Raw genomic sequence first — 26,629 nt, 5'->3', positions numbered from 1 at the left:
CGAACATGTTGCAATGGTATCTCAAGCGTCCGAAGAGGTAGAGAAATGGAACGACTTTGGCATTAAAACCTGGCGTATTTTCTGCGATATTCGCGGGGAGTTACGCCTTCTGTTTTTCGAAAGCTGTTCGAAAAGGTAGAAAATTCCATCCCTACTTCCTCGGCCACTTTTTCTATCGGATAGTCTGTATTGAGCAGTATTTTCTTTGACGCTTCAATCCTGAAGTGATTTAAATATTCCAGAGGTGTTAATCCGTAATGTTTTTGCATGCAACGAGCCATATAATTAGGATGAAAATTCAACTCTTGCTTTAATATGGAATTAGTTATCGTCCGATGATAGTTATTACGGATGAATTGTACAACCATCTCTGCTACATGTATGGCGGTAAGGTCTTGCGGAAGGGTCTGTTCACAGTCCAAATACTGCAGAAGTTGCTGGAATGTGGTCTGTTGAGCCCATGCAGCAATTGTACGTGGTTCTTCCTGAAGCCGGGTAAGTTCTTTTATATACTCTAAAACTTTTTCTGACATCCGTGAATATTTCGGGATGGAAATTGGGCTAATGAAGCTGCTCGGCATACCATGAATGCTGTGCTGACTTTTTAAATATTGCAAATTCCTCATATAATCTGACATGCTGTCATGCTCTGCCCAAACACCAACTGTATTGAAATGAACCCAAAGTATGGACGTCTCTTCTCTACAATCTTCTACACCGTAATGGTAGAGATCCGGCCGTAGTATCAATACTTCGTTTTCTCCTACCGCCCATTTGTTGCTTTCCTCGCCGATAAAAAGCTTTCCTTTCACCACGGCGACGATATCAAAACAACCCATATGATATCGATTAATATGCTTTTCTCCGATTGCGTAATGTTCCCTTCCACATCCAATGAAATAAGGTATGGGCGGAGACATAAAGTTAAGCACCATATGTTCCATAAACAATCCCCCATTAGGGTGAAATATAAAAAAATAGGTTGTGATTCAACGTGGTTTTACCTATTCCATAGTATTATAATTCAAACAAATCCTAAAATAAACCGCTTTCAAAAGTGGTGGGGAGTGAATGGAAAATAAAAAAATTAAGAGGGAAGTATGAATACGATAAAAGAGATCGCCGCTTTAGCCAAAGTTTCTCCGGCCACCGTTTCAAATGTGCTTAACAATCGAAATGATCAGGTGAGCTCGGAGACGCGGGAGAAAATTCTGGAGATTATTCGAGAAACGAACTTCAAGCCTAACCGAATTGCTAAAAGTCTTAGAGTAAATCGAACTCATACCATTGGAGTCATCGCAGAAGATATTACAGTATTCAACACGCCGTCTATTATAAACGGCATTAATGCTTTTTCCGAGCAAAACAATTATCGCATTATCTTAAACGATTTAGGGCTGAATGAAAAAATGGGGCATAACTTTTCGGAAATTACCCGATTCAAGAAAACGATCGATGGCTCATTGGCTGCTTTGTTAAGCTTTCAAGTCGACGGCATTATTTATGTAGGTCTGCATCCGCGGGATGTAACAGGTGTTTTACCTCTCGTAGATAAACCTGTTCTTTACGTTGGTTGTTATGCGGAAAACCAGATTTCGGTCAATTACGACGACAAATCGGCCTTTTACAAAGCAACCAAGACCTTAATCGATTTAGGACATGATCGAATTGCTTTAATAGCCGGCCCCTCTGATTCCCTTGCAGCAGAGTCAAGACTAGCGGGCTATAAAGCTGCCCTCGAAAATCAGGACATGTTATATCGTGATGAATTCGTTGTCACAGGCGATTGGGGTTTCGAGTCTGGTCATAAACTTGGCAAATTACTGGTCGATTCCGATAAGCTCCCAACGGCCATTTTGGCCATGAACGATTTGATGGCTATAGGCGCAGTCAATGCCATTCAGGCTTCAGGCTTGAAGGTACCCGACGATATCTCCGTAATCGGCTTTGATAATAGAGAGTTTTGCCAATATACCAAACCCAGTTTGACTACCGTGCAGTTGCCTTTGTATGAAATGGGATATATGGCAGCCAGTACTCTTATTGCTTTAGTCGACAATGAAGATATAAACCGTGGCATAGAATTGCCCTGCGATTTGATCGCACGAGATTCGGCGGGTCTGCACCATGACTACAAATACAATTAGATATCTTTTGAGGAGGTGGTGTGAGTTTCTTTCGATGGTTTTAAGGATACTAGGAAGCGCATGACGAAAAAAAAAAGGGAGGTTTTTGAAAATGAAGTTTTCAAAAGTTGCTGCAATGTTTGGTTGTACTGTCTTATTGTTCACCTCTATCGTAGGTTGCTCGTCCGGTAATAATAAAGAAAAAGCTGAAAGTGTTCCTGGAAACGAACAGTCATCAAAACCGATGGAGTTGGAAGCATGGGTCAGTAATGAACAAATTAAGAGCGACGCTTATTTCTTTCAGGAAATCGAAAAAGCTTTTGATGTGAAGATAAACGTGGAAATGCGTGGTACAGGAGCACAGGATTATATAGATAAACTTAACGTACAGATCTCTAGTGGGGACGTACCGGATTGGATCAACGATCAGGCGATAACTGTAAATATGTTTGATAATTACGTCAAGCAAGGCGTACTGGCTGAAATTCCTGTCGATATGATTAAAGAAAACATGCCGAATTATATGGAATGGGTTCAAAAATACGATAACATCTTTCAGGGATCCGCATTTTCATTATTTCAGCGGGATGGCAAAAACTATACCATTCCGGTCGCATATCCGGATTTGGCTCAATTTTGCGTGATGTATTACCGCCAGGATTGGCTTGACGGAATTGGCGCAAAAGTACCGGAAACCTTGCCGGAGTTGGAAGAAGTTCTAGTTAAGTTTAAAGATAAATACAACGCAGGATATTTAGGCATTACGAGTGATCCGACATGGGCATTTAGTCCAATTTACGGTGCCTATGGAATCTATCCGGGAATGTGGACGGAAAAAGACGGAAAAATCGTTCGCGGCGAAGTTGAACCGCAGATGAAAGATGCGCTTACCTTGTTAAATAAATGGTACAAGATGGGCCTAATTGATCCGGAATGGGTAACGCTTGATTTTGATAGAGCGATCAATAAAGTGGTCAGTTCCAAGGTCGGGGTGACCTGGCAAAATATTTATGCAGGTCAGGAAGAAACCGGAGCTTATGCCCCGCTAAAAAATATCGATGCTCAGGCTGAGTGGGCCCAAGCTTTAGGACCAAAGGGACCTAATGGAGATTCGGGAATTATGCAATTCAACCCGATTCCCGGCGTGGGAATTATGTTCGGCAAACATATGGAAAAAGATCCGGAAAAAATGAAAAAATATTTGCAAATCTTTGATCAGGTCAATACCGACATGAGCTGGCTTGAAAAAAGAGCTTACGGCGAAGAAGGAACGCACTTCAAAAAAGAAAATGGCGAATACGCATGGCTGTCTCCTTACGATAAACCCGATGAAAGACAGAAGGTAGGGATTGTACCGGAAATCCGTTTCCCGTCTCTCGAATCTCCGTTCTATGACACGGAGAAAGAAACGCTTCTGACGTTCCCTACGAACGTGGAAAGAGAATATAAACAGAACGCCCAGGCAGCTGCAAGTGGGAAATATGATATTCTCGCACTGTTCCCTAAGCCTAAATGGGAAGAGGTTAGCGAAAAACTGACTACATTGACGAATAAAGCAATTATCGACTTCATATCAGGGAAACGTCCAATTTCGGAATTTGATGACTATGTTGCGGAATGGAAAAAGCAAGGCGGCGATAAAGCCCTTCAGGAAGCCCAGAATATATATGATACCGCATTCAAGAAATAAAGAGGGAGGGGGTCCTCCCCTCCTCATCCTCTTCGGAAAAGAGTGAGACGAGTGGCTACTAAATCGTTTAAGAACTATCTTCCGTTATTTTTTATGCTCATTCCCGGCATTATTTATTTTGTCTTGTTTTGCTACGTTCCCATGTTAGGTATTGTCATCGCATTCAAGGACTATCATTTAATGGAAGGTATTGCAGACAGTCCATGGGTCGGTATGAAATATTTCAACCAGTTGTTTTCGGATCCTTATTTTTACACGGTACTTAAAAATACGTTGTTGATCAGCTTGATGAAATTGTTTTTCGGGTTTCCGATGCCCATTTTGTTCGCCGTCCTCCTAAATGAGATTCGTTTGGCAAAATTCAAAAGGTTTGTCCAGACCGCATCCTATCTTCCTCACTTTATTTCCTGGATTGCGCTGGCTGGCATATTGGAGTCCATTCTTTCTCTGGATGGGACTGTGAATTCTATTTTTGCCTTTATTGGACTTGACCCGATTATGTTTTTGTCAGAACCCGGTTACTTCAGGGCCGTCTTGGTCATTTCGGATATTTGGAAAGAATTCGGGTGGGGAGCAATTATTTATTTTGCGGCTATTGCGGGAGTTGACAACAGCCTGCATGAGGCCGCAGCGATTGACGGCGCTACGCGTCTGCAGCGGATCCGGTACATTACCTTGCCGGGTATCGCGTTCATGGTCGTTATTATGTTGATCTTATCTATGGCCAATATTCTTAATGCCGGTTTCGACCAGATCTTCAACCTGTATAACAGCGCCGTTATGGAAGTATCGGATATTGTTGACACTTATATGTACAGAGTAGGGATCCAGCAGGTTCAGTATAGTCTGTCCACAGCCCTCGGTATTTTTAAATCCGTCGTCGCGTTGGTTCTAATTGTCGTTACGAACCGCTTGGCGAAAAAACTAGACAGTGATTACAGTACTTTATGGTAAATCCCTGGAGGTCAAATATATGAGAAGAAACTCTTCCTTAGGCGACTATATATTCGAAGTATTTAATTATGTTGTGATGGCCCTTCTTTTGATTGTAACCCTGTTTCCTTTTTGGAACCAGGCACTCATCTCTCTTAGTTCGCGAGAGCATTTATATTCACTAGGGACGCTCTGGTATCCGAAGAGTTTCAATTTTGACAGTTATATTGCTATTTTTCATTATGATGCGATATGGCGTGGATATTGGAACACGATTGTCCGGACAGTGCTAGGCACGGCTCTCAGTATACTATTTACGGCACTGACAGCGTATCCCTTGGCGAAAAGCAAGCTTCCTATTAATAAACCGATTACCTTCTTCATTTTGTTTACCATGCTGTTTAGCGGCGGATTAATTCCGAGCTACCTGTTGATTAAAGGGCTGGGTCTTATGAATTCGATCTGGGCGCTGATCCTTCCCGGATTGATCGGTCCTGTGAACGTTTTTATCATTCGCAATTATTTCCGGTCGCTGCCAGTGGAGTTGGAGGAATCGGCGGTTATAGATGGGGCGAGTCACCTGAAGATTTTCTTTCGGATATCCCTTCCATTGTCGGCTCCTATCCTGGCCACCGTTGCGCTTTGGGTCGGAGTAGCTCATTGGCAGGCTTGGTATGATGTGTTCCTGTATATAACAGATACCAAGAAGTGGGTGCTTCAGTCCGTTATCCGCAGAATCCTGATTGAGAATCGACCGCAGGATTTACTGGGGGCAGCTACGCAAGTATTTGGGGAAACTAATGCAGTAGATCCTCGGCAGATGGAGGCGGCGGTCGTCATGATTTCGATTTTGCCGATGCTATTCATCTATCCGTTCTTGCAGAGGTATTTCGTTACAGGGTTGGTCCATGGCGCCGTTAAAGGTTAAAAAGAAATAAAAATACGATAATTATTTTAGCTGGAGGTATTGAAAGATGACTCATACTGTATGCAAAACCAATATCTTGCCATTAACCGATGTGCAAATTCGCGATCCGTTCTGGTCCGAATATATCAATCTAATAAGACAAGTTGTTGTTCCTTACCAATGGGATGCTCTGAATGACCGTATTGCTGAAGCAGAACCGAGTCATGCGATTCAAAATTTTAAAATCGCGGCAGGCGAGGCGGAAGGCGAATTTTACGGCATGGTGTTCCAGGATAGCGACGTGGCAAAGTGGTTGGAAGCGGTCGGCTATCTGTTGGCTACGGAAAGAGATCCCGAAATAGAACGGATTGCCGATGGTGTTATTGAAATCATTGCGAAAGCCCAGCAGGATGACGGGTATCTGAACACCTATTATACGCTTAAAGAGCCAGGTAAACGTTGGACCAATCTAGCGGAATGCCATGAACTGTATTGTGCCGGTCATATGATAGAAGGTGCAGTCGCTTATTATCAAGCAACCGGAAAACGAAAGATTCTGGATGTGGTATGCAAATTTGCCGACTATATTGACAGTGTGTTCGGTACCGAGCCGGGCAAATTGAGGGGATACGACGGCCATCAGGAAATTGAGCTGGCGCTGATGAGGCTGTATGAAGCAACCGGTAATGAAAGATATCTTAAATTGAGCCGTTACTTCCTGGAAGAAAGGGGGAGGGAGCCGCATTTTTACGATATTGAATATGAAAAACGGGGCAAGACGACCCATTTCGGTCCCTGGATCATCAACGACAAATCCTACAGTCAGGCCCACAAACCGATCCATGAGCAGGATAAGGCTGTCGGTCATGCTGTTCGCTTCGTCTACATGTGTACGGGGATGGCGCATTTGGCCGCTGTAACGGGGGATGCCGAGATGCTGGAATCGTGCAAAAGACTCTGGGACAATATGGTGTCTAGACAAATGTACATTACCGGAGGAATCGGTTCCCAAAGCCATGGCGAAGCTTTCAGTGTTGATTATGACCTGCCGAACGATACAGTCTACGCGGAGACATGCGCTTCCATCGGCCTGATGTTCTTCGCTCATCGCATGTTGCAACTGGAGCCGAACAGCCGCTATGCGGACGTCATGGAAAGAGCCCTTTACAATACGGTGATTGGCGGAATGTCTCTCGATGGAAAGAGCTTTTTCTATGTCAATCCGCTTGAGGTCCATCCGCATGCGTGTGGAGCAAACCACATTTATGAACATGTCAAACCAGTTCGGCAAGGCTGGTTTGGATGCGCCTGCTGTCCGCCGAACGTAGCCAGAACGCTGGCATCACTTGGTCAATATATCTACACGGTGAATCAGAATACCGTTTACGCTCATTTGTATGTAAGCGGAGAAGCGAAAATGGTGTTGAGCGAAAATCAAGTCGTCTTGAGCCAGGAATCCAATTACCCTTGGAGCGGGGATATTCGTTTTACTGTACAGACAGAGAAAGAAACCGCGTTTACGATGGCATTGCGTATTCCGGATTGGTGCGAGGAAGCCGAGCTTTCTATAAATGGCATTAATAAGCCGCTGGATGGCATTGTAGTCAACGGATACGCGATGATTGAAGGGACGTGGAAGCAAGGGGATACAATCAAGCTGCATCTCTCCATGCCGGTTCTTCGAATGAAAGGTCATCCGCTTGTTCGTCAAACCGCTGGAAAGGTCGCCATTCAGCGCGGGCCATTAGTATACTGCCTGGAGGAAGCGGACAACGAGGCCGGTTTATACCAGTTTCTGCTTCCTAGGGAAGCAGAACTGCATGTGCAGGAAGACCCATCCCTTTTCGGCGGAATTTATGTAGTTACGGCTGAAGGAAGAAAGGAGAAGTTTACTGACTGGGGTGAATCTTTATATAAAAGGAATACAGATGCGGAGACGGAGCCTGCATCCCTGAAGTTTATCCCTTATTACGCTTGGGCTAATAGAGGTTTGGGCGAAATGCGGGTTTGGGTCCGAGAGGTTCATTCTTAATATAACGGATTGCCCTGATCAAGTTTGTTTCAGGGCAATTTTTTCAAAGGAATTGGGGAAACCGTGAATTCAGGAATCTTTAATTGATAAGGGGAGAGAAAAAATATGAACTCAAACAGGGTAACGGAAAACAAAGATATTATCCTGGAGAATGACACCTTTTTCTTGAGATTTGACGCGGAGCGCGGGGGCTTCGTCTCTCTTAAAAACAAAAAGGATATTTATCAAACCGAATACCTGGTGGACCCGTCCGAGTTTCCCGAGATGGACGTTCCGGATGCCAAGTGGTTCGGTCATGTCGTCACCAGATACCGTATCGGGGAAAGCGCATGGATGGTTGGCAACTCGGGACCTTCGGCGGACGTTCGATCAATCCGGCTCAATGGGAACAAATTGGAGGTTGCCTATCAAGGGGATTCTTCACATGAAGAGGGGCTTAAGCACTTTGATCTAAGCATGGAATATGTTCTAGCGGAAAAAGGCTTTCATTGGAACATGACCTTTGCCAACCGTTCGGATAAAGGAATTGCATTTGATTACATTGGAATCCCGCTTCTATTCAACCAGATTTTCAGGGGGGATTCTCAATATAAATATGAACAGAATGTACTGCGACATACTTGTATAGCGGGTGAGGGCTCCTATATCTATTGGGCGCGGTCCAATGGTGTCCCGCCTTGCCTGGTCATGCTTGCGGGCGAGAAGACCGGGCTCTCTGGAATCGATTTGGAAAGAAAACAGAATATAAAGACAGATCCGGAAAAAGGGGTTCCATTTGGTAGTTACGGAACGTTTAACGAAAGCTGGGAAGGGCTTGTTACCGTCATTCTCAAGGGAAGCTCAACCCTGCAATTAACCCCCGGAGAGAGCGTTACGTACAGCTTCACGCTGGACTGGGCCGACAGCTTTGCCGATATCAGCAGGCTCGCTTTTGAGAACGGCTTGGTAGAAGTCGAGGTTTTGCCGGGCATGGTAGTTCCCGACGATGATCGGGCAACGCTACTGCTGCGGTCCCAAAAGGAAGTTCATTCCCTTGAGCCTTCCTTTCCTGGCCGAACGCATATCACGTATGAAGGAGAACGAGAAAACGGATATAGCGTTTATTCCATAGGTTTTCAAAGCTTGGGCGTCAATGATATTACCATCCATTATGGGGATGGCGAACAAATGGTACTACAGTTTTTTTGCGTGGAGAACATCGAAAAGTTGATAGACAAACATGCGGCTTTTATCGCAGACAACCATTTTGAAACCAATCCCGAAGATCCTTGTTATCATGGCTTGCTAATGTGGGATATGACGTTGAATAGCAGGATTAATTCAACCTGCAATCCGTATAGGGATGATTGGTGGGCTGGCGGGAGCGATGAGATCGGACTGGTCAGCGGATTGTTCCTTTCAGAAAAAAATGTTTACAGACCGGTGGAGTCCCAATTGAAAGTGCTCGAAGCTTATCTCTCTGATTTCGTTGAGAATCGGCTTACAGAGCAGCCCGGATACCGGGTGCACAGGATGGTGCCTTGGTTCGTGATGTTTGATCCATGGAAAGGTTATGGGGCTGATGATGTTTGGAGGGCCTTTAATTATGTTCATGTGATTAATACTTATTTTAATATGTACCGAATTCAAAAGGGATATTGCATTCAATATCTAAAACCGGCAACGTATTACCTTGACAAAGCCTATCGTTACACGAAGGCCATGTTCTCCTACTGGATGTTCCCGGAGGGCGTTGGCTCCACGGAGTATGGAAATATGGGAGAACTAACAATCCCGTTGTATCTGGCCGATGCGCTTGCCTCGGAGGGAATGTCCGAGGAAGCAGAAGGGATTCGCGAGATTTCCACCTCAAAATCCTCTTTTTTTCAGAAGGAGGCCTATCCTTTCGGGTCTGAAATGGCTTATGACTCCACAGCCTATGAAGCAGTCTATGCTTACGCGAAGAGCATTGACGACCAACAAACCATGGAGAAAGCAGTGCTGGCGTCCTTTGGAAATCGGGGCCACCAGCCGCAGTGGTACTACTATAATACCGATCTTCGAGCACACGGGGAAACGTTTTGGAACGTGAGTTACATGACCCAGTTGGGCGGGTGGACCATGTACGATTACTCCTTAAATGTAGGGATGGGAGATTATGAACTGATCAAGTCCGCATATGCCTCCTATCTGGCGGGTTGGTCATTAATCAACTCCGGATATTGGGATGAAGATCCGAAAAAGTTGGGGAGCTCCTGCTGGGTTCTGCATACCGGGCAGGAAGACAGCAAGGAGATTGTGCCTGGGAAAGTGCCCTTAATTAAAAAAGCCTGGCAGATTTCTGGGGAAAGCGGACTTGGTTACTTTGCGGGTTTGAAAATGGCTTCTTCCGTGATTATTGAACACCCCATTCTTGGATTATACGGATTTGGCTGTGATGTCAAGGTGGATGGCAGTGTCTGGACGATTCGCCCCCGAGACGGACTACGGATGCGAGTCCACGATACAGTGAACGATTGGAGCATTGAGATGGACCGAAGTTCCATTATCGAACTTAAAATAGACTTATCCAAAAGGAACTTGCGGATAAGTACGGCAAATGATGGGATTGATGTGTCAGAGGCGAATATCTGCCTGAAGTCGGAAAGGCCATGGTATCTGGTTATCGATCGTGAACATTGAGTTTTATGCGCCGAAATCATACGGAAAGGAGGTAAACGGGGAAAGAAGAGTGGCGAGATCTTTTTGAAAATTATTTTGAGGAGGTTTTAATGTGAAAAGAGCCAAAATAGCAAGGATTTCGGCGATGCTAAGTTTCATTATGGTGTTCATAAATGGTGTGATTTCTGTATCACCTGCTTATGCAGCTACAAATCTTACCGTCGATTTGTCCAGTGTCATTGGCCCTGTTACACATGCTGCAGGCGGTTCATTGTACGGCATTGATGTAAGTCAACCTGACAATGCCCTTATCATTCCGTTACATGCAAAAACTTACTCCAACCCAGCAATGTCCGGCCCAGGAGCTCATCGACCGGAGGGCGATGGCGTGCCGGTTGCTCAAAGAATCGCCAATACGGACAGTAAAGTAACTCTGCGCCTTGCAGACATGAATCCCAATTGGTACGACTTCCCTGGCTGGCCGGATGGTATGATAAGATAACATCGTTGGTGAATGAAGTTCGATCGCTGGGCCTTCATAATATTTACGGATACGAAGTGTGGAATGAACCGGAGAACAATTCCTGGCATGGGAAATACGTTGCCAGCATGGAGTCCTCTAATAGTTACGTTGACTTCTTTGTAAATGTCCCGACGGCTAAAACATATACGATGACGATCGGTTATGCAAATGGATCGGGATCTAACGCAACACAAAACCTTTGTTACAATGGTTTGCCATGTTCAACAGTGACGTACCCACCAACAGAAGGTTGGGGGATATTCAATACTGTTAACGTCAATGTAAACCTTACAACAGGCGATAATATTATTAGATTAGCATCACTCTGAACTAGTTTCAAAACATAAACCGTAAGCGCATAACGAACCTTAATTTTTCTGTCGACTTTAGTCATTGTTGCATCAGCGAATTTTCTTCACATTATGAGTTCGGCAAAACGGGGGTAGCAAAATAATAAGCGACCTGAGGCGTTAAAATCGTCTCAGGTCTTTTTTGTTATTGAAAGGAGTCAGCCCTCAATGGAGCAAATGGTCCCCACAATTGATAAATAGTGAAAGAAACGTATTCATTCCCCTCCTTCAAGCTTCGGGAAGCGCAATTTATAATGAAGGAAAAGTTCCGACACAAGGAAGATAGGAGCAGACTTTTATGAACAATACCGCTGTAAACTCAACGCCTGCGGGTTCCTTGAAAGACGTGCCGCGCGTCAAGAAGCGCGCGAAGCGCTGGGAATCGCCGATTGCCGGCTACCTTTTTTTATCCCCCTGGCTCATCGGATTTTTCCTGTTAACCCTGGGGCCTATGGTGATGTCCATCTATTACTCTTTCACCGACTACTCGCTGCTTGCCGCTCCGAATTGGGTAGGGCTGCAGAATTATAAGGAAATTTTCACCCAGGACGATGTCTTTCCGTCTTCGCTGCGGATTACGATCAATTTCGTGTTGTTTACGGTGCCGCTGCGCCTGATGTTCGCGCTCGCCATCGCCATGCTGCTGAACCGGAAAATTAAAGGAATTTCGTTCTACCGTACCATGGTATACTTTCCGTCCCTGATCGGGACAAGTATCGCGGTCTCCATTCTCTGGAAAAATATCTTCAGCCGCAACGGGTTTATCAACGACTTTCTCGGGCTGTTCGGCATCAAGGGTCCATCCTGGATCGCCGATCCCAAATATGCGTTGGGCACGCTGATCCTGCTGATGGTTTGGCAGTTCGGCTCTTCCATGATTATTTTTCTGGCAGGGCTTAAGCAAATTCCGACGGATTTGTATGAGGCTTCTTCGGTGGATGGAGCCGGCAAGTTCCGGCAATTTGTTTCCATTACGTTGCCGATGCTTTCACCTATCATTTTGTTCAACTCGGTTCAGACGTTAATCAATACGTTCCAAATGTTTACCCAGGCGTTTGTCATTACCAATGGAGGACCGGTCAAATCGACCTTTGTGTACGTTATGTACCTGTATGAAGAGGCATTTACCAAGTTCCATATGGGTTACGCCTCTGCGTTGGCCTGGATTTTGCTGGTGTTGATCGGTTTGTTTGCCGCCGTGTTGTTCGGCTCTTCGAGATTCTGGGTGTTCTATGAAAATGAAGGGGGCAAGAGATCATGAATTCGAGCAAACTAAGCAAACGGGTCATTCCCCATCTTTCTCTCCTCGTCATTAGTTTGATTATGATGTATCCGATCTTTTGGTGGGTAGGGGCCTCTTTAAAAAGCAATGAAGAGATGAGCTCGGTCAATCTATTTCCGAAAAATCCCCGGTGGTCGAACTTCTCCGAAGGGTGGGTGTCGGTGCCGAACTTCAACTTCGGGCACTTTTATTTGAATAACTTCGTTCTGATCGGAGGTGTTTTGTTCACCACGATCGTGGCCTGCAGCCTGGTCGCCTTCGCTTTTTCCAGGCTCGATTTCCCGCTGCGCAAGATCTGGTTTGCCATCATGCTGGTCACGCTCATGTTGCCCACGCAAGTTACGATCGTTCCGCAATATGTCATGTTCAGCGAGTGGGGCTGGATCAATACGTATCTGCCGTTTTACATTCCCCACTTGCTGGCGGGCGGCATCGGAGGTCCGTTCTTCATCTACCTGCTGGTGCAATTCATGCGCTCCGTGCCTAAAGAGCTGGATGAAGCCGCCAAGATCGACGGCTGCTCCTGGTTTGGCATTTACTGGAGAATTATGCTTCCGCTCGTCAAGCCGGCCTTGATTACCGTGGCGATCTATTGTTTCCTCTGGAACTGGGATGATTTCTTTGGACAGATGCTCTATATTAATAGTATTGACAAGTACACGGTCAATTTGGCGCTGAAGCTGTTTATCGACTCGCAGGGAAGCGTTCCTTGGGGACAATTACTGGCGATGTCGCTCGTATCCATTGTTCCGTCCGTGCTGATTTTCTTCCTGGCGCAGAAGCATTTTGTGGAAGGGGCATCGGCCGGAGCGTTAAAGGGTTAAATGGATGTGATAGCTTAAAAATGAAAAGCTGCGAGCAATCGCAGCTTTTCTGTGCCTTGTTGCCGCAGGGAGGAATTTCGAATGCGCTTTAACCCATTTAAAACGATGCGGATCGATGTGGTATTCTTTTTCGGCTTTGCTCTGATCGTCGTCATTTTGGTAGGGCTTATCGTCAGCTTTAGTTATATAAACGGCTCCAAGGAAATTGCGGACAATACGTCCTATTACCAGCAGAAGTTATTAATTGAGTTGAATAAAAAGCTGAATACCCACTTGGAGGATATTGAACAGAGCTCCAATACGGCCGCGCAGAACTTCAGCGACCTGTACGAGCAGAGACTGAACGGGAGCACTTACGATCAGATGAAAGTCCAGAGCATGATCCGCTCCCAGTTGAACAACTACGTGTTTGGTATGCCGATGCTTCATTCCATCGAGGTTTACTCCGATCTAAGGCCATCCTACACGCTGCAGGATTTTGTTCAGTTTATGCCCCTGAATCAGATGGAAACGGAAGCGTGGTACGGTGATCTTCGAGATTCCGATTATGCCTGGCTTAGCCAGCGAACCATAAAAACCAATAAAGGAGACACTTCGGTCATTAGCTTTGCGCGAAAAGTCTATAACCGTTTTAACCGGTCGTTTGCCGTGATCGTATTTAATGTGCCGGTTTCGGAATTTCAAGCTTTGATTACCACCGAGGACAGCCGCTCCAATCTGGCGTTGCTGGACGATACGGGCAAGCTGATTACGCATAAGGAGAATGCCGAGTTTTTCCTGGAGAACGAAGCCGAAATCAAGGCGCAGCTTGACGCCCGGACCACAGGCTCCAAGCGAACGGGCGATGAATTTCTAGTCTGGGCCTCGTCTCCGGATTCGCAGTGGTCTTTGGCAGAAATCACCTCATGGAAACGACTGACGGCCGGCAGTTTGCGCCAATCACAAATTTTTCTGGCATGGGGCATTGTCACGATCCTGTTGATCCTGGTATTGGCCGTATTTTTGTCGCGACGTTTTGTCAAGCCAATCGCTCTTTTGCTAAAGGCCATGAATAACTTTTCGCTTAGCCGGCGCATTCCGCTACCGAAGGATTACAAGAATGAGTTCGGGCACCTGTTTCAAGGATACGAGAAGCTGACTTACCGCATCGAGGAACTGTACGACAGTCTGAGACGGCAGCACGAGGAGCAGCGGGCGGCGGAAATCAAGGCCTTGCAGATGATGATTAATCCCCACTTCCTATACAATTCGCTGGATCAGGTGAACTGGATGGCCATTGAGGCTTCGCAGCCGAAGATCAGCAAGATGTTGTCGCATTTGGCCAGCTTTTTGCGCGGCGCTTTGACGGACAGCGACAGTTTGGTGCCGCTTCCTGAGGAGGCAGAGCATATCGAAAGCTATTTGGCGTTTCAGAAAATACGCTGGGAGGACAGGCTGGAATACCGATTTGATATTTCCGACGAAGCCAAAGCGCTGTATGTGCCCAAAATGCTGCTGCAGCCTTTCATCGAGAATGCCTTCATTCATGGTTTTCATGGCAAACGGCAGGCCTCGCTGTTGATTGAGGCCCGTGTTCGGGAAGAACGGCTGCAGCTTCGGATTGCGGATAACGGCCGCCAGGTCAGGGGAGATTGGGCGGTAAACCGCAGCGCCAAAGGAGGTTATGGGCTGCGGAATGTGCGCGAGCGCATAGAAGCCATGTTCGGCAACGACTTCGGCTTTACGTTGGAGAATTCGCCGGAAGGCGGAACGCAGGCGATGATTCGTTTGCCGATACTGGATTTATCGTCATGCAAGGGAGGAATCACAAATGTGGAAGATAGTCATTATTGACGACGATTTTCAAGTGGTCAACGGTTTGCGCAAAGCGATCCCCTGGGAGGAGCTGGATGCGGAATTCGCCGGTGAGGCTATTGACGGAGAAGCCGGGCTCAAGTTGATCGATGAAATGAATCCGGATATCGTACTAACCGATATTTATATGCCGGTCATGAACGGAATCCAAATGATCGAGGAGTTGAAGCTCCGTAATTTTGGCGGCCGTTTCGTCATCTTGAGCGGGTATAACGATTTCGAATATGCAAGGACGGCGCTTCGCCTGGGAGTGGACGATTATTTGACCAAGCCGGTCACGCTGGATCAAATTCATAACGTGCTGCTCTCCGCCATTGAGAAGTTAGAAGAAACTTATTTAAACAGGTTGGGGAATCATCAGGCGTCCTCGGCGGCGGGAGGCGGAGCGAGGGAGCAAACGAGGGAAGAACTACTGCTGGCGACGCTGAACGGCTGGGGGGTTACCGGCGACATTCCGGCTTCCATGCTTCTGGATACAACCTGCAAAAATAGGATTCTTGTCATGGAAGTGTTGTGGAACAAGCGCACCCGAAACCTCTCGCTGGCCGATTGGAATCTGTTTAAATTTGCCGTATCCAATATCGTCGCTGAAGTGCTCGGCGAACAATGGCCGGATGCCGTCTTCGTATGGCTGTTTGGCAACCATGCCGCATTGCTGCTTCCCTCTCAGGAGGAAGAAAGCGAGGAGGAGAATTCACAAAACGCGGAGCGACTGGGCCGCCTGATCATTGACAATGTGCGGACCTTTCTCGGCCTTGAAAGCCGTATAGGATTAGGACGAAACAAACGCGGCTGGGAAGGGATTAAAGTATCGGCCGACGAGGCGATGCAGAAGCTGTTGGAGACGGCGGAGCCGGGAGCGGGCGGCAGGATGGGCCCGGATCATGATGGCCCCGGCATCGCCAAAGCGCAGCTTCCGCCGATTCAGGAGAAACACCGGAAAGCGGTACAATTCATGATCGATTACATTCACAAGCATTATGCCGAGGATCTCACTTTGGAGCAACTCGCTTCGCAGTTGTATATTTCTAAAAATTATTTAAACCAGCTGTTCAAAAAGGTAACCGGGGAGACTTTTACCAACTATGTCATCCGCGTGCGGATCGAGCGGGCGAAGGCTTTATTGCTTGAAGGGAACCATCTGATTTACGAGGTGTCGGAAATGGTCGGTTACCAGAACGTTCCTTACTTCAGCACGCTTTTTAAAAAGTATTGCGGCGTTAGTCCCAGCGAGATGATGAAGTTTAGATCCTAGAATGCCAGGTCCACTGATAAATAATGAAAGATTTGAGTTCATTACTCTTCTATACGCTACCGAAAGTGAATGCTACGATTTAGCTATCACATATTAATATTGTTGGCTGAGTCCGACAAAAGGGGGAAATAAGAAATGCGTTGGTTCGTTAAAAAAAGCAGTTTTGTAATCGCTTTAATTGTGCTGGCCGTCGGGATTTCCGCTTGCGGTAATGGCGGAAACAACTCGGCATCGCCTAATAACGGGGGGAATGCATCCGCACCGGAGTCTTCCGCAACCGATGGAAATGCCGGCGCGGATGCGCCGGTAACGCTGACCATCGCCTGGTGGGGTTCACAGGCCCGGCACGATGCTACTCTGAAGGCGCTCGATCAATACAAGGCGCTGCATCCAAACGTGACCTTCCAAACCCAGTTCTCCGGCTGGGATGGATATTTCGACAAGCTTGCGGTACAATATTCAGCCAAGAAAGCGCCGGATATTATTCAGATGGATGCCGCTTATATCAATGATTATGCAGGCAGGGGCCTGTTGGGCGATCTAAAGGATCTCAACGTATCCGATATTGACCCAAAAACCGTGGACAGCGGCAAAGTGAACGACGTATTGTATGCCATTCCGACCGGGGTTGCCGCGCTTGGTATGGTTTACGATAAAACCGTGGTGGAGAAGCTTGGTCTTGAAGCGCCGGACTTCGGCTGGACCTGGGATGACTTCTACGCCTTCGGCGAGGCGGCTAAAGCAAAGCTTGGAGACGATAAGTATGTGTACGTTGACCAAAGCGCCGACCTGGTCGACTATACCGCCTACCAATACAGCATGGGCAAAGGCTATATCTATGATGCGGACGGCAATCTCAGCATCGACAAGGACACCTGGATCAATTATATGACAAAAATGGGCGAGCTGCGAGATAAGGGCATCTTGACACCTGCGGATATTACGACAACGGACAAAGAGCTTGATCCGCAGCAGGACAGCGTCATTAACGGCAATGCCATTGCGCGTCATCTGTTCTCCAACCAGGTCGGCTCGATCGATGCGCTGAAGCCGGGCGCTTTTGGGTTTGCCTCCATGCCGTACGGCTCGGAAGCCGGCGGTTGGCTGAAGCCAAGCATGTTTTGGAGCGTAAACGCCCAATCCCCGCATCAGGCAGAAGCGATCAAGTTCATCGATTGGTTAATCAACGATCAGGAGGCCGGCAAGACGCTTGGTTTGACGCGCGGCACGCCGGTCAGCAACAAAGTGCTTGAGGCGTTGACTCCAACCTTTAGCGAAGCGGATCAAATTTCGACCGATTTCCTGAACAAAGTGACGCCGGACGCCCAGAAATTTATCAACGATCCGCAAGGCTGGGGAAATTTTAAAAATGACTACAAAACTATCGTCGAGGAGTTGCAGTATAAGCAATCCACGCCTGACAAAGCTTATGAGAAATTAATGAAGCTGGCGGAGGAGTACGCGGCTGAAGCGAAGTAAGCTCGAAAGTGAAACCGGTCGGCGTTCGCCGGCCGGTTTTTTGAAATGTATGGCGACTATTCATTGAAGGGCGCCGGGAGAGGAAACAGATATGAATCCAGTTACGAAATGGCAAATGAAAGGCGAGACGCCATATGATCTGCGGTTGCCGCTAACACCGCCGATTGTACATGCCTGGCGCATGATTGCCAGAGATCATGAAGCGGTTTTTGGGTTGCCTCCGGCCTTGACGGCAGACGATGCTGTCGTCATACGATACGCTGGCGACGAGGACGGATGTCCGGAATGGCCCGAAGCTTTTTGCTTCCGGTTCGACACAGGCGGTGACGATCCAGTGTTGCATATTGTCGGCCGGGACGAATTGGGCGTTGTCTACGGCATGCTGCACTTCAGCCGTTGGATCCTTGGCGTTGATCCTTTCTGGTTTTGGGCGGAACTCCCTCCGATCAGACGCCAGGTTGTGAGCGTTCCCTGCGTAAACTATGACAGTTCGAAGCCCAGAGTACGTTACCGGGGATGGTTCGTCAACGACGAGGTATGCCTGATCGGGTGGAAGGAAGTCTATCCGCCCGGGGAAGAGGTGTGGCTTCCTGTCTTTGAGGCGCTTCTTCGCTGCGGAGGCAACATGGTGATCCCGGGAACGGATTTGCCACGAACCGGCATTCATCACAAGCTGGCAGCCGAAATGGGACTGTGGATTACCCATCACCATGCGGAACCGCTTGGCGCCGAGATGTTCCTGCGTGCCTATCCGGGTAAACAGGCTAGTTATCAGGAGTCCCCCGAGTTGTTTAAGCGTCTCTGGGAGGAAGCGATCCAGCGCCAGAAGGACGAGAAGATCGTCTGGGTGCTGTCTTTCCGCGGGCAAGGCGACAAGCCTTTCTGGGAGAACGATCCCCGCTTTGATACGCCGGCGAAACGCGGGGAGTTGATCTCGCGCGTCGTCCGTAAGCAATTTGACATGATTGCCCGGCATGTGGAGAAGCCGATCTGCTGCATGGCGATGTACGGCGAAATCGCGGAGTTGTATAAGGAAGGCCACATTTGTGTTCCCGAAGGGGTCATAAAGGTTTGGGCCGACAACGGTTACGGCAAAATGGTCTCCCGGCGTCATGGCAACCTAAACCTGCGCGTACCGGCGCTGCCCGCTCCGGAAGACAGCGGAGCAAACGGCGTGTACTATCATGTCACGTTCCATGATCTTCAAGCCTCCAATCATCTGACCATGTTCCCTTCCGCGGCGGAATTGATCGCGGAAGAGTTGGAACGGGCCTTATCCGCCGGTGCGGACGAATACTTGCTGGTCAATTCGGGAAATCTGTTGCAGCATCTCTGGCCGCTTGATCTGGTTTCGAAACTCTGGATCGATGGCAAGGCTGATGCCGGGGATCAACTGTGCTATTTTACGGAACGAATGTACACCTCCTATCAGGCGGACATTGCGCGCTTATACCTGGACTATGCCGAATGCACGATTCCTTACGGACCTAACCCGGATGACCGGGCCGGCGAGGAGTTTTACCATCACCCGGCCAGACAAATCATGGGGCACTGGTTGCACGGGAAGAAGGTTTGCAATGAAAGTCTGATCTGGGCAGCCGGCGGCGGTTCTTTTTCAGAGCAGGTACGCTGGTTCCAGGAGCAGGCGGTGAAAGCCGCTCCGGGCTGGGATGAACTTAAGCAGCGGTGTTTACGGCTTCTTCAAGTCCTGCCGGCCGCAGAGGCCAAGCGCCTCCGCCATCAATTGCTGGTGCAGATCGAACTGCATCGGAGCGGCTGCCTGGGACTTGCCGCCATCTGCAAGGCTTATGCGACATTTGACGCGGGAAACTATCCGCTGAGCTTCGTGCAAGCTTCCGAAGCGGTATGGCATTACCGCGAAAGCGAACGTGCCCTAAGGGAAGCGGAGGAGGGGCAGTGGGAACATTTTTACCGCGCGGATTGGCTGACCAATGTCGCCAATACGCTCGACCATGCCGAAACCGTACGTAAATTCGTGCGTATCCAGGGGGACAGTCCGGATATGTTCCTGTGGTATAAGGAGTATCTGATGCCCGAAACCGAAAAGCATATTTATCTTGAAAACACGCACCGCAATCCTTTGCCCGATGATGAATTGGCCAAACGACTGAAAGATTTGCTGGCAGCAGAATAGGGGTAGTCTAACGGCAGTCAATACATTCAAGTACCGGAACCCGAGTAACTAGAGCTAAACCGAATAAGTGAGATAAAAGGGATCTTCAGCGTGAGCTACTAAACTGGTACCCATACACTGGACACTTATAAAATGTGTTTAGTTGTATGGGTACCTTTTTCTATACTGAAGTTAACATTAGGGGGCGGACAAGATGGGGAGAAAGTATTTTAATCCAATGGTCGGCAAAATAGGTCTATCGCCTTAAAAAAGATTTCTATCCGGTGAGACTTCCTGTACAATCAAAGTTAGCAAAATTTGCGATTATTCAAGGACATGGAGAACGATTGAGATGGGATCGGAAATCAACGTATATATTACGCTCGTCGCTACTTCGGGCGTGCTGAATTTTTTTCTGGGTATTTACGCTTTTGCTCATCGAACAAGCATCCCTTATGCGCGCACCTTCCTGATCTATAACGCCGCCTTGGCCATTTACATTTTCGGATTCGCTTTCGAGCTATCCAGCGACTCGCTGGAAGAGATCAAGCGGTGGATCGTCGTGGAGTATATCGGGATGCCTGCCTCCGCAGTATTAAGCTTGCTGCTCGTTTTCCGCTACCTGGGCAGGAACGTTTCGCGCAAGATGGTTGCGGCGATGTTCATCATTCCCGTGATTACGTTGTTTCTGGTCGCCACGAATGACGTTCACCATCTTTTTTACAAAGACATCTATATCCGGGAATCCTCACCGGTGCCGCTGGTCGACATTGATATCGGGGAATGGTATATCGTTCACGGTGCCTACACTTTCGGCTGCCTGCTCGGCGGTTTGGTGGTGCTGCTGCGCCGCTGGAGGCATACGAAAAAGATGTACCGTATCCAGCACGCGACATTAATCGTTTCGCAAGTGATCCCGATGCTGGCCGCCTTCCTGTATTTGATGGGAGCCACGCCGTGGGGAATGGACCCCGTTCCGATGGTGCTGTGCCTGACTTCCGCGATGTATATCTGGGCGATCGTCTCCTCGCGCATGCTGACGATCGTGCCGATCGCCAAGGAAAGCCTGTTCGAAAGCATGCGGGAAGGGGTTATCGTCCTTGACGGCGCGCACCGTATCGTTGATTATAACCGGGCGTTGTCAGGGCTGCTGCCGAGGGTAAGTCATCGAACGATCGGCAAAACGTTGTTCGAAGCATGGCCGGAGCTGACGGGGGAGGCGTTCCCCTTCGTCCATTCCGTCGACGGCATGGAGGAGGAACTGCACTGGAAAACCGCCGCCGGCCCGATCACCTGTCTGATCCGATCCTCGCCCGTCATCAGCAAAGGCGGCGACGCACTAGGGACGCTGCTGCTGTTGATCGACATTACGGAGCAAAAGCGGCTGCAGGACCAGCTCCAAAATTTGGCCTTCCTGGACGGATTGACAGGGGTCCCGAACCGGAGACGGTTTCTCGCTCAAGGCAAAGAGATGTTGGAAAAGGCGATGGCGGCCGGGAAGCCGTTTGCCGTCATTTTGTTCGATATCGATTATTTCAAGCGGATCAACGATAAATACGGGCATGAGACGGGGGACCGGGCGCTCGTGCACGTTACCGAGGTATGCCGCCGCATCCTGCCGCCGGGGGCGTTGTTCGCCCGTTACGGCGGGGAAGAATTCGCGGTAGGCATGCCGGATGCCGCGATCGGGGAAGCGGTCGAATGGGCCGAACGGCTGCGTTCGGCCTTGAGCGCCGAGCCGCTTCTAACCGGGACCGATTCTATCGGCATCACGGCCAGCTTTGGCGTAGCCCCTTCGCTTGTTGACGGTGATACGCTGGAATCGCTGCTTCGGGACGCGGACGCCGCCCTATACGATTCGAAGCGGAATGGCCGAAATGCGGTCAGTCTGGTAGCAGCCGCGAAGGAATAGACCTTGCCTAATGCGCTGCTGCAAGAACAACAGCCTCGCATCTCGCTCTTCGGAGCGGTTGCGGGGCTGTTTTTTTATTGACTTGCGTTTAGATAACTCGTTAAATTATCCAATACCTTGCGAGATAACCTTCCTCTGGCTTCCCGGGTGAAACCTGAGACTTTAGCAGTATAGATGATTTGGGGGTAGCGGTGAAGCTCTGTTTTGAACTCCCCGGCAGCATCCGCATCAAAGATCGCGTAGTTCCCGCTCTCCCGGATCCACTCCCGAAAAGCGGCAGCTTCAAAAGGCGCTCCGAGGGAGGTGTTCACCAGAATTTTGCCGTGCCCCAAAGCGGCGAATTCATCGGGCCCGAGGAGATGGGTGTTTCTGGGCAAGTGCATGGAGATGATCTCCGAGGTTTGCAGCAGCTCACGAAGTGAAGCATATTCAAACCCTGCCTGTTCGGATTCCGGTTTACGGCTCCGGCTGAAATACTGGACGCGCATGCCAAAAGCGGAAGCCCGATGCGCCAAGATCTGGCCGGTCGCCCCCATCCCGATGATGCCCAGCTTGCGCTGCTGTAGCTCGACCGGTTCGCTTAGCCATTGGTGCGGGCCCAAACCTTTGAGCAAGCGGATAAGCTCGCTCATGACGAATTCGGCAACCCCTTCATCACCATAATCGCGGACTCCCCGGACCTCGATGCCATGCGCTCTCGCCGCAGCGATATCGACGTTGGCCGATCGCTCGTCATACAGGCTGCAGCACATGCCGATATAGCGGATCGAGGGGTAGCTTGCAATCACTTCGCGATCGATTTTCGTTCGCCAAGATACAAGTACGCAATCCGCATCTTGGATTCTTTCCATTACCTCGTCTTTGTTTTGCGGATCCTGGTCAAACCGGATGATCGGTTGTTTCGAAAACTTTTGCAATTCTTCCAAAGCCCAAGCTTCGAGCCCGACGTTGTCCACGCAGGTAATTTGATTGAATTTCATCTCTGGAGAACCTCCTTAACCCGGCATCTTAGGCACATCACATGCTTGTTTTCTACTATATCACGAAGTGTCGGTATGGATGAGGGATTCTTCCGTCTGGAGCCAGGGTGAACTGTGATAAAATCGAAGTAATCTAGGAGGGATGAGCATGGAGTTGGATCAGCAAGTCGGAAAGGGCAACACGGCGCAAATTTATTTGCACGAAGGGAAAATCTATAAACTATTTCATCGGGGATTACCGCACGACGAGGCTAGCCGCGAAGCCGAGAAGCAGCGATGGGCTCGCGACTGCGGGCTGCCGGTACCGAAGGTGCTCGGTCTTGAGCCGATCGACGGGCAGCAGGCGATCGTGATGGAGTACGTTCCCGGCCCGACTTTGGGGGAACGGATCCGGCGCGAGCCAGGGAAAGTGGCCGATTACCTCAGCCAGGCCGCGGAGATGCAAATTCGGATCCACGGGGCGGAAGCTGCCTCTTGGCCGGCAATGACGGAGCGGCTCGCGCATAAGATCGCGGCCTCTGGTTTAACTCTTCGGCAGCAAGATGATCTGCTGCGCCGATTGCAGGATCAGCCGGAAGGGACCCGGCTTTGTCACGGCGATTTCCATGTACATAACCTCATTCAGGCCGATACGGGGCTGTATGTTATCGACTGGGTGGATTCGACGAGAGGGGATGTCCGGGCGGACGTCTGCCGATCCTATTTGCTATATTATGAGTTGTCCAAAGAAATCGCCGATCTCTACCTGCAACTCTATTGCGAGAAAAGCCGGTTCTCCAAGGACGAGATCCTGTCTTGGCTGCCCATCCTTGCGGGAGCGAGATTATCGGAAAACGTATCGCCGCAAGCGGCGGAAACGTGGCACAAGCTGATTTCCCGCTAAACGCGCATGTCGGAAATCCCTAGGAAACCACATTCCTGTACGACCTCTAAGAGAATATCGGCCAGACGGCAGCCCTTCCAGAGCAGGTCGGCGGCATCAAACGGAGCAGGGCCGATCGGGGGGAACCAGTCCTCGGGTTCATCCGCCTCTAACAAGGAGTGCCAACCTACGAGGGGACCGCTCGGCTTCAGCTTATCGCACCCTTTTGATCTGTCCGCAGCTTCTGCGATGGTCCGCAGTTCCGGAGTGTGCGGCGATACGGCTTCGTCTGGTACCAATGGAACCATTGCGGCTTCCTCCATGAAGGATAAGATCTGCTTCTCCTCTAGAGTAGAGACGAATTTCACCATCACCGCGGCTTCCCCCATACGGCGCAACACGCCAGCCGCATCGTCACTGAACCCCGATACTACAAGGAGCCGGAAGGCGAGCAGTGAGTTATGGAACCGGGTTAACCCATGCAGAGAAGCATAAGCCTGAGCGTTCTGCGGCACCGGCAACTCCAGCAATATTGTTCCCAACCTATCGGCGGATTGCTCCAAGCGCTTCAGCCAGTCTGCGTGGCCCCGCTCCATTTCCGCTAAAGTATCCTCGTCAATGAACATCACTTCTTCACCTCAAATAATTCCTTCTTCACCTGATGCCACATTAAAGGATGAAACGCATTTCAAGTCAACCCTTTCTTTTGCATTTGCACTGTTTGCGGTAAAGTGGTATTCATGAAGCCAAACCGCGTATAATTTGGGGGAGGAGACCAAGATGACATGGCAAATATAAAGGAGATCGCCAAGCTGGCAGGCGTGTCGGTATCTACGGTGTCTAGAGTGATCAATGAGTACCCGTACGTGAGCCCGGAGAAGAGAGAAGCCGTCAAGCGAGCGATGGAGGCAGCCAATTACGAGCGAAATATTAACGCCGTCCATTTAAGCCGGGGCAAAACGAATCTGATCGGCGTGGTTGTTCCTTCCATCCGCCGTCCTTACTATGGGATGCTGGTGGACGGCATCGCGGACGAGGCAATGAAGGACAACTACAAACTGGTGTTTATCCAGACCGATTACGAGGTCGAACGTGAGCTGGATGCGCTGATGATGCTGAAGCTGAAGCAGATTGACGGATTGATCATCGGATCCCGGGCGTGTGAATGGGAGGTTGTCGAGGAGTATGCGAAGTACGGCCCGATTACAGTGCTGGAGGATGGCCGGGGCCGAAACGTCTCGTCTATTTACTTCGACCATTACGGTAGTTTTACCCGGGCGCTAACTTATTTATGGGATAGAGGGCATCAGAAGATCGGATATTGCCTTGCTCGTAAATCCAGCCCGAACAGTTTAAAACGAACTGCTGCTTATCGGGATTTCCTTGCTGCCCGGCATCAGGATTACCAACCGGATTATGCCTTTTATGACTGCGCTCTGCTGGAAGACGGGGAATGGATTATGGAACGGATCTTGTGCATGGAGGATCCGCCAACCGCGCTGCTGGTGACCAGCGATCAGGTTGCCGCCGGTATTTTGGCATATTGCACGGAGCACGGCGTTCAAGTTCCGGACGAGCTGGCCATCGTTGGTTTCGATAACCAGCCGATCGCCAAAATGCTGAATATGACAACGTTTGAGATTCCGCTCGAGGAGATCGGCCGGCAATTGTTCTGCCAAATCCATGAGAAGAACCCTGCTCATATGGAAATTCCCTTACACCTCATCGAGCGGTCAACCGTATAAGCACGCTATTGAATCTCGAAAGGAGTAATGAACATGGAATATGTGAAGCTGGGACGTACCGGACTTGAGGTATCGCGTATTTGTCTGGGGTGCATGAGCTACGGACAACCGGACCGCGGGCCGCATCCCTGGTCGTTGAATGAGGAGCAAAGCCGTCCGTTTATCCGCAAGGCCCTTGAGCTGGGCATTAACTTTTTTGATACGGCCAACGTGTACTCCGACGGGACCAGTGAAGAAATCGTAGGACAGGCACTCCGAGAGTTCGCCAACCGCGACGAGATCGTAATCGCCACGAAGGTCCACGGGCGTATGCACCCTGGCCCCAACGGCGCAGGTTTGTCGCGCAAAGCGATCCTGGCGGAAATTGACCATAGCCTTAAACGGCTGGGGACGGATTACGTCGATTTATATCAGATTCACCGCTGGGATCCCACTACGCCGATCGAAGAAACGATGGAAGCGCTCCATGATGTGCTGAAGGCAGGGAAAGCCCGTTATATCGGGGCTTCCTCGATGTATGCCTGGCAATTTCTCAAAGCGCTTCATACCGCTGAGCGGCACGGATGGACCCGATTTGTCTCCATGCAAAACTACTTGAACCTGCTGTACCGCGAGGAAGAACGTGAGATGCTGCCGCTGTGCGAAGCGGAGAACATCGGTGTCATTCCTTGGAGTCCGCTGGCTCGCGGCCGCTTAACCCGCGATTGGGATGAACAAAGCGAGCGTTCGCAAACCGACCTGTTCGGCCAACGTCTGTACGCGCCTATGGCGGAAGCTGACCGCAAGGTGGTCGAGCGTGTGGCTGAGGTCGCGGCTCAGCGCGGGGTGCCGCGTGCGCAAGTCGCCTTGGCCTGGGTGCTGCAGAAATCCCCGGTCACCGCGCCGATAGTGGGTGCGACCAAACCGCATCATCTCGAGGATGCGGTTGCCGCGGTGTCCCTCCGGTTAACCCAGGAGGAAATCATTCGACTGGAAGAGCCTTATGTAGCACATCCCGTGCTGGGGATGTAACGAGTTTTTGCCCGTGGATGGCGAAGACAGACAACGGCATAGCTCAAGTAAAACCAGCCCTTACCGCTTGGCGGTGGGGCTGGTTTTTGG

General features: G+C 49.4%; 21 protein-coding genes. 18 read left to right on the top strand and 3 right to left on the bottom strand.

Annotated features, from left to right (window positions below):
* Positions 1 to 62 precede the first annotated feature (62 nt).
* Positions 63 to 944, bottom strand: a complete 882-nt coding sequence (locus tag M0651_RS16215; protein ID WP_248552785.1) for a helix-turn-helix transcriptional regulator — start codon at positions 942 to 944, stop codon at positions 63 to 65.
* 156 nt (positions 945 to 1,100) lie between these two features.
* On the opposite strand from M0651_RS16215, the gene M0651_RS16210 reads away from it, so the two are divergent.
* From M0651_RS16210 to M0651_RS16145, 15 genes are all read left to right on the top strand, one after another.
* Positions 1,101 to 2,147, top strand: a complete 1,047-nt coding sequence (locus M0651_RS16210) for a LacI family DNA-binding transcriptional regulator (protein WP_248552784.1) — start codon at positions 1,101 to 1,103, stop codon at positions 2,145 to 2,147.
* Between the two features lie 91 nt (positions 2,148 to 2,238).
* Positions 2,239 to 3,816: an extracellular solute-binding protein gene (locus M0651_RS16205; protein WP_248552783.1), complete on the top strand. Its 1,578-nt coding sequence runs from the start codon at positions 2,239 to 2,241 to the stop codon at positions 3,814 to 3,816.
* A gap of 51 nt (positions 3,817 to 3,867) precedes the next feature.
* Positions 3,868 to 4,770, top strand: coding sequence for an ABC transporter permease (locus M0651_RS16200; RefSeq protein ID WP_248552782.1), 903 nt, complete (start codon positions 3,868 to 3,870; stop codon positions 4,768 to 4,770).
* Between the two features lie 316 nt (positions 4,771 to 5,086).
* Positions 5,087 to 5,677, top strand: a complete 591-nt coding sequence (locus tag M0651_RS16195; protein ID WP_248552781.1) for a carbohydrate ABC transporter permease — start codon at positions 5,087 to 5,089, stop codon at positions 5,675 to 5,677.
* 46 nt (positions 5,678 to 5,723) lie between these two features.
* The gene (locus M0651_RS16190; protein ID WP_248552780.1) at positions 5,724 to 7,688 is read left to right on the top strand and encodes a glycoside hydrolase family 127 protein; all 1,965 of its coding nucleotides are present in this window, start codon (positions 5,724 to 5,726) and stop codon (positions 7,686 to 7,688) included.
* A gap of 165 nt (positions 7,689 to 7,853) precedes the next feature.
* Entirely contained in the window at positions 7,854 to 10,349 is a 2,496-nt protein-coding gene (locus M0651_RS16185; RefSeq protein ID WP_248552779.1) for a DUF5695 domain-containing protein, read from the top strand.
* 91 nt (positions 10,350 to 10,440) lie between these two features.
* Positions 10,441 to 10,830: a hypothetical protein gene (locus tag M0651_RS16180; protein WP_248552778.1), complete on the top strand. Its 390-nt coding sequence runs from the start codon at positions 10,441 to 10,443 to the stop codon at positions 10,828 to 10,830.
* 8 nt (positions 10,831 to 10,838) lie between these two features.
* Complete coding sequence (locus M0651_RS24300) at positions 10,839 to 11,180, top strand: carbohydrate-binding protein (protein ID WP_372490974.1); 342 nt, start codon at positions 10,839 to 10,841, stop codon at positions 11,178 to 11,180.
* Between the two features lie 319 nt (positions 11,181 to 11,499).
* Entirely contained in the window at positions 11,500 to 12,462 is a 963-nt protein-coding gene (locus M0651_RS16175) for a carbohydrate ABC transporter permease (RefSeq protein WP_248552777.1), read from the top strand.
* Positions 12,459 to 13,307, top strand: coding sequence for a carbohydrate ABC transporter permease (locus tag M0651_RS16170; protein ID WP_248552776.1), 849 nt, complete (start codon positions 12,459 to 12,461; stop codon positions 13,305 to 13,307). The genes M0651_RS16175 and M0651_RS16170 overlap by 4 nt, the downstream gene beginning before the upstream one ends.
* An 81-nt stretch (positions 13,308 to 13,388) precedes the next feature.
* Complete coding sequence (locus M0651_RS16165) at positions 13,389 to 15,140, top strand: sensor histidine kinase (RefSeq protein ID WP_248552775.1); 1,752 nt, start codon at positions 13,389 to 13,391, stop codon at positions 15,138 to 15,140.
* Positions 15,118 to 16,416, top strand: coding sequence for a response regulator transcription factor (locus tag M0651_RS16160; protein WP_248552774.1), 1,299 nt, complete (start codon positions 15,118 to 15,120; stop codon positions 16,414 to 16,416). The genes M0651_RS16165 and M0651_RS16160 overlap by 23 nt, the downstream gene beginning before the upstream one ends.
* 135 nt (positions 16,417 to 16,551) lie before the next feature.
* Positions 16,552 to 17,895 (top strand): ABC transporter substrate-binding protein, encoded by a 1,344-nt coding sequence (locus tag M0651_RS16155; RefSeq protein ID WP_248552773.1) that lies wholly within the window; start codon positions 16,552 to 16,554, stop codon positions 17,893 to 17,895.
* Positions 17,896 to 17,986: 91 nt separating this feature from the next.
* Positions 17,987 to 20,050, top strand: coding sequence for a glycosyl hydrolase 115 family protein (locus tag M0651_RS16150; protein WP_248552772.1), 2,064 nt, complete (start codon positions 17,987 to 17,989; stop codon positions 20,048 to 20,050).
* A gap of 331 nt (positions 20,051 to 20,381) precedes the next feature.
* Entirely contained in the window at positions 20,382 to 21,941 is a 1,560-nt protein-coding gene (locus M0651_RS16145; RefSeq protein ID WP_248552771.1) for a histidine kinase N-terminal 7TM domain-containing diguanylate cyclase, read from the top strand.
* A gap of 74 nt (positions 21,942 to 22,015) precedes the next feature.
* Here the strand turns inward: M0651_RS16145 and M0651_RS16140 are convergent, their stop codons facing one another.
* The gene (locus M0651_RS16140; protein WP_248552770.1) at positions 22,016 to 22,921 is read right to left on the bottom strand and encodes a D-isomer specific 2-hydroxyacid dehydrogenase family protein; all 906 of its coding nucleotides are present in this window, start codon (positions 22,919 to 22,921) and stop codon (positions 22,016 to 22,018) included.
* A 148-nt stretch (positions 22,922 to 23,069) separates the two neighbouring features.
* On the opposite strand from M0651_RS16140, the gene M0651_RS16135 reads away from it, so the two are divergent.
* Positions 23,070 to 23,804 (top strand): phosphotransferase family protein, encoded by a 735-nt coding sequence (locus tag M0651_RS16135; RefSeq protein WP_248552769.1) that lies wholly within the window; start codon positions 23,070 to 23,072, stop codon positions 23,802 to 23,804.
* On the opposite strand, the gene M0651_RS16130 is transcribed toward M0651_RS16135, so the two are convergent.
* Positions 23,801 to 24,409 (bottom strand): hypothetical protein, encoded by a 609-nt coding sequence (locus tag M0651_RS16130; protein ID WP_248552768.1) that lies wholly within the window; start codon positions 24,407 to 24,409, stop codon positions 23,801 to 23,803. The two genes, M0651_RS16135 and M0651_RS16130, sit on opposite strands and share 4 nt — an antisense overlap.
* Before the next feature lie 159 nt (positions 24,410 to 24,568).
* Here M0651_RS16130 and M0651_RS16125 point away from each other — a divergent pair, with 159 nt between their 5' ends.
* Together M0651_RS16125 and M0651_RS16120 are read left to right on the top strand one after the other, a co-directional pair.
* The gene (locus M0651_RS16125; protein ID WP_248552767.1) at positions 24,569 to 25,528 is read left to right on the top strand and encodes a LacI family DNA-binding transcriptional regulator; all 960 of its coding nucleotides are present in this window, start codon (positions 24,569 to 24,571) and stop codon (positions 25,526 to 25,528) included.
* 33 nt (positions 25,529 to 25,561) lie between these two features.
* Complete coding sequence (locus M0651_RS16120; protein WP_248552766.1) at positions 25,562 to 26,539, top strand: aldo/keto reductase; 978 nt, start codon at positions 25,562 to 25,564, stop codon at positions 26,537 to 26,539.
* The last annotated feature ends 90 nt before the right edge of the window (positions 26,540 to 26,629 follow it).

Source organism: Paenibacillus mellifer, from assembly GCF_023195895.1.
Taxonomy (GTDB): Bacteria; Bacillota; Bacilli; order Paenibacillales; family Paenibacillaceae; genus Fontibacillus; species Fontibacillus mellifer.
The sequence above is the reverse complement of the archived record's forward strand: the minus strand, read 5'-3'. Positions and strand labels throughout refer to the sequence as shown.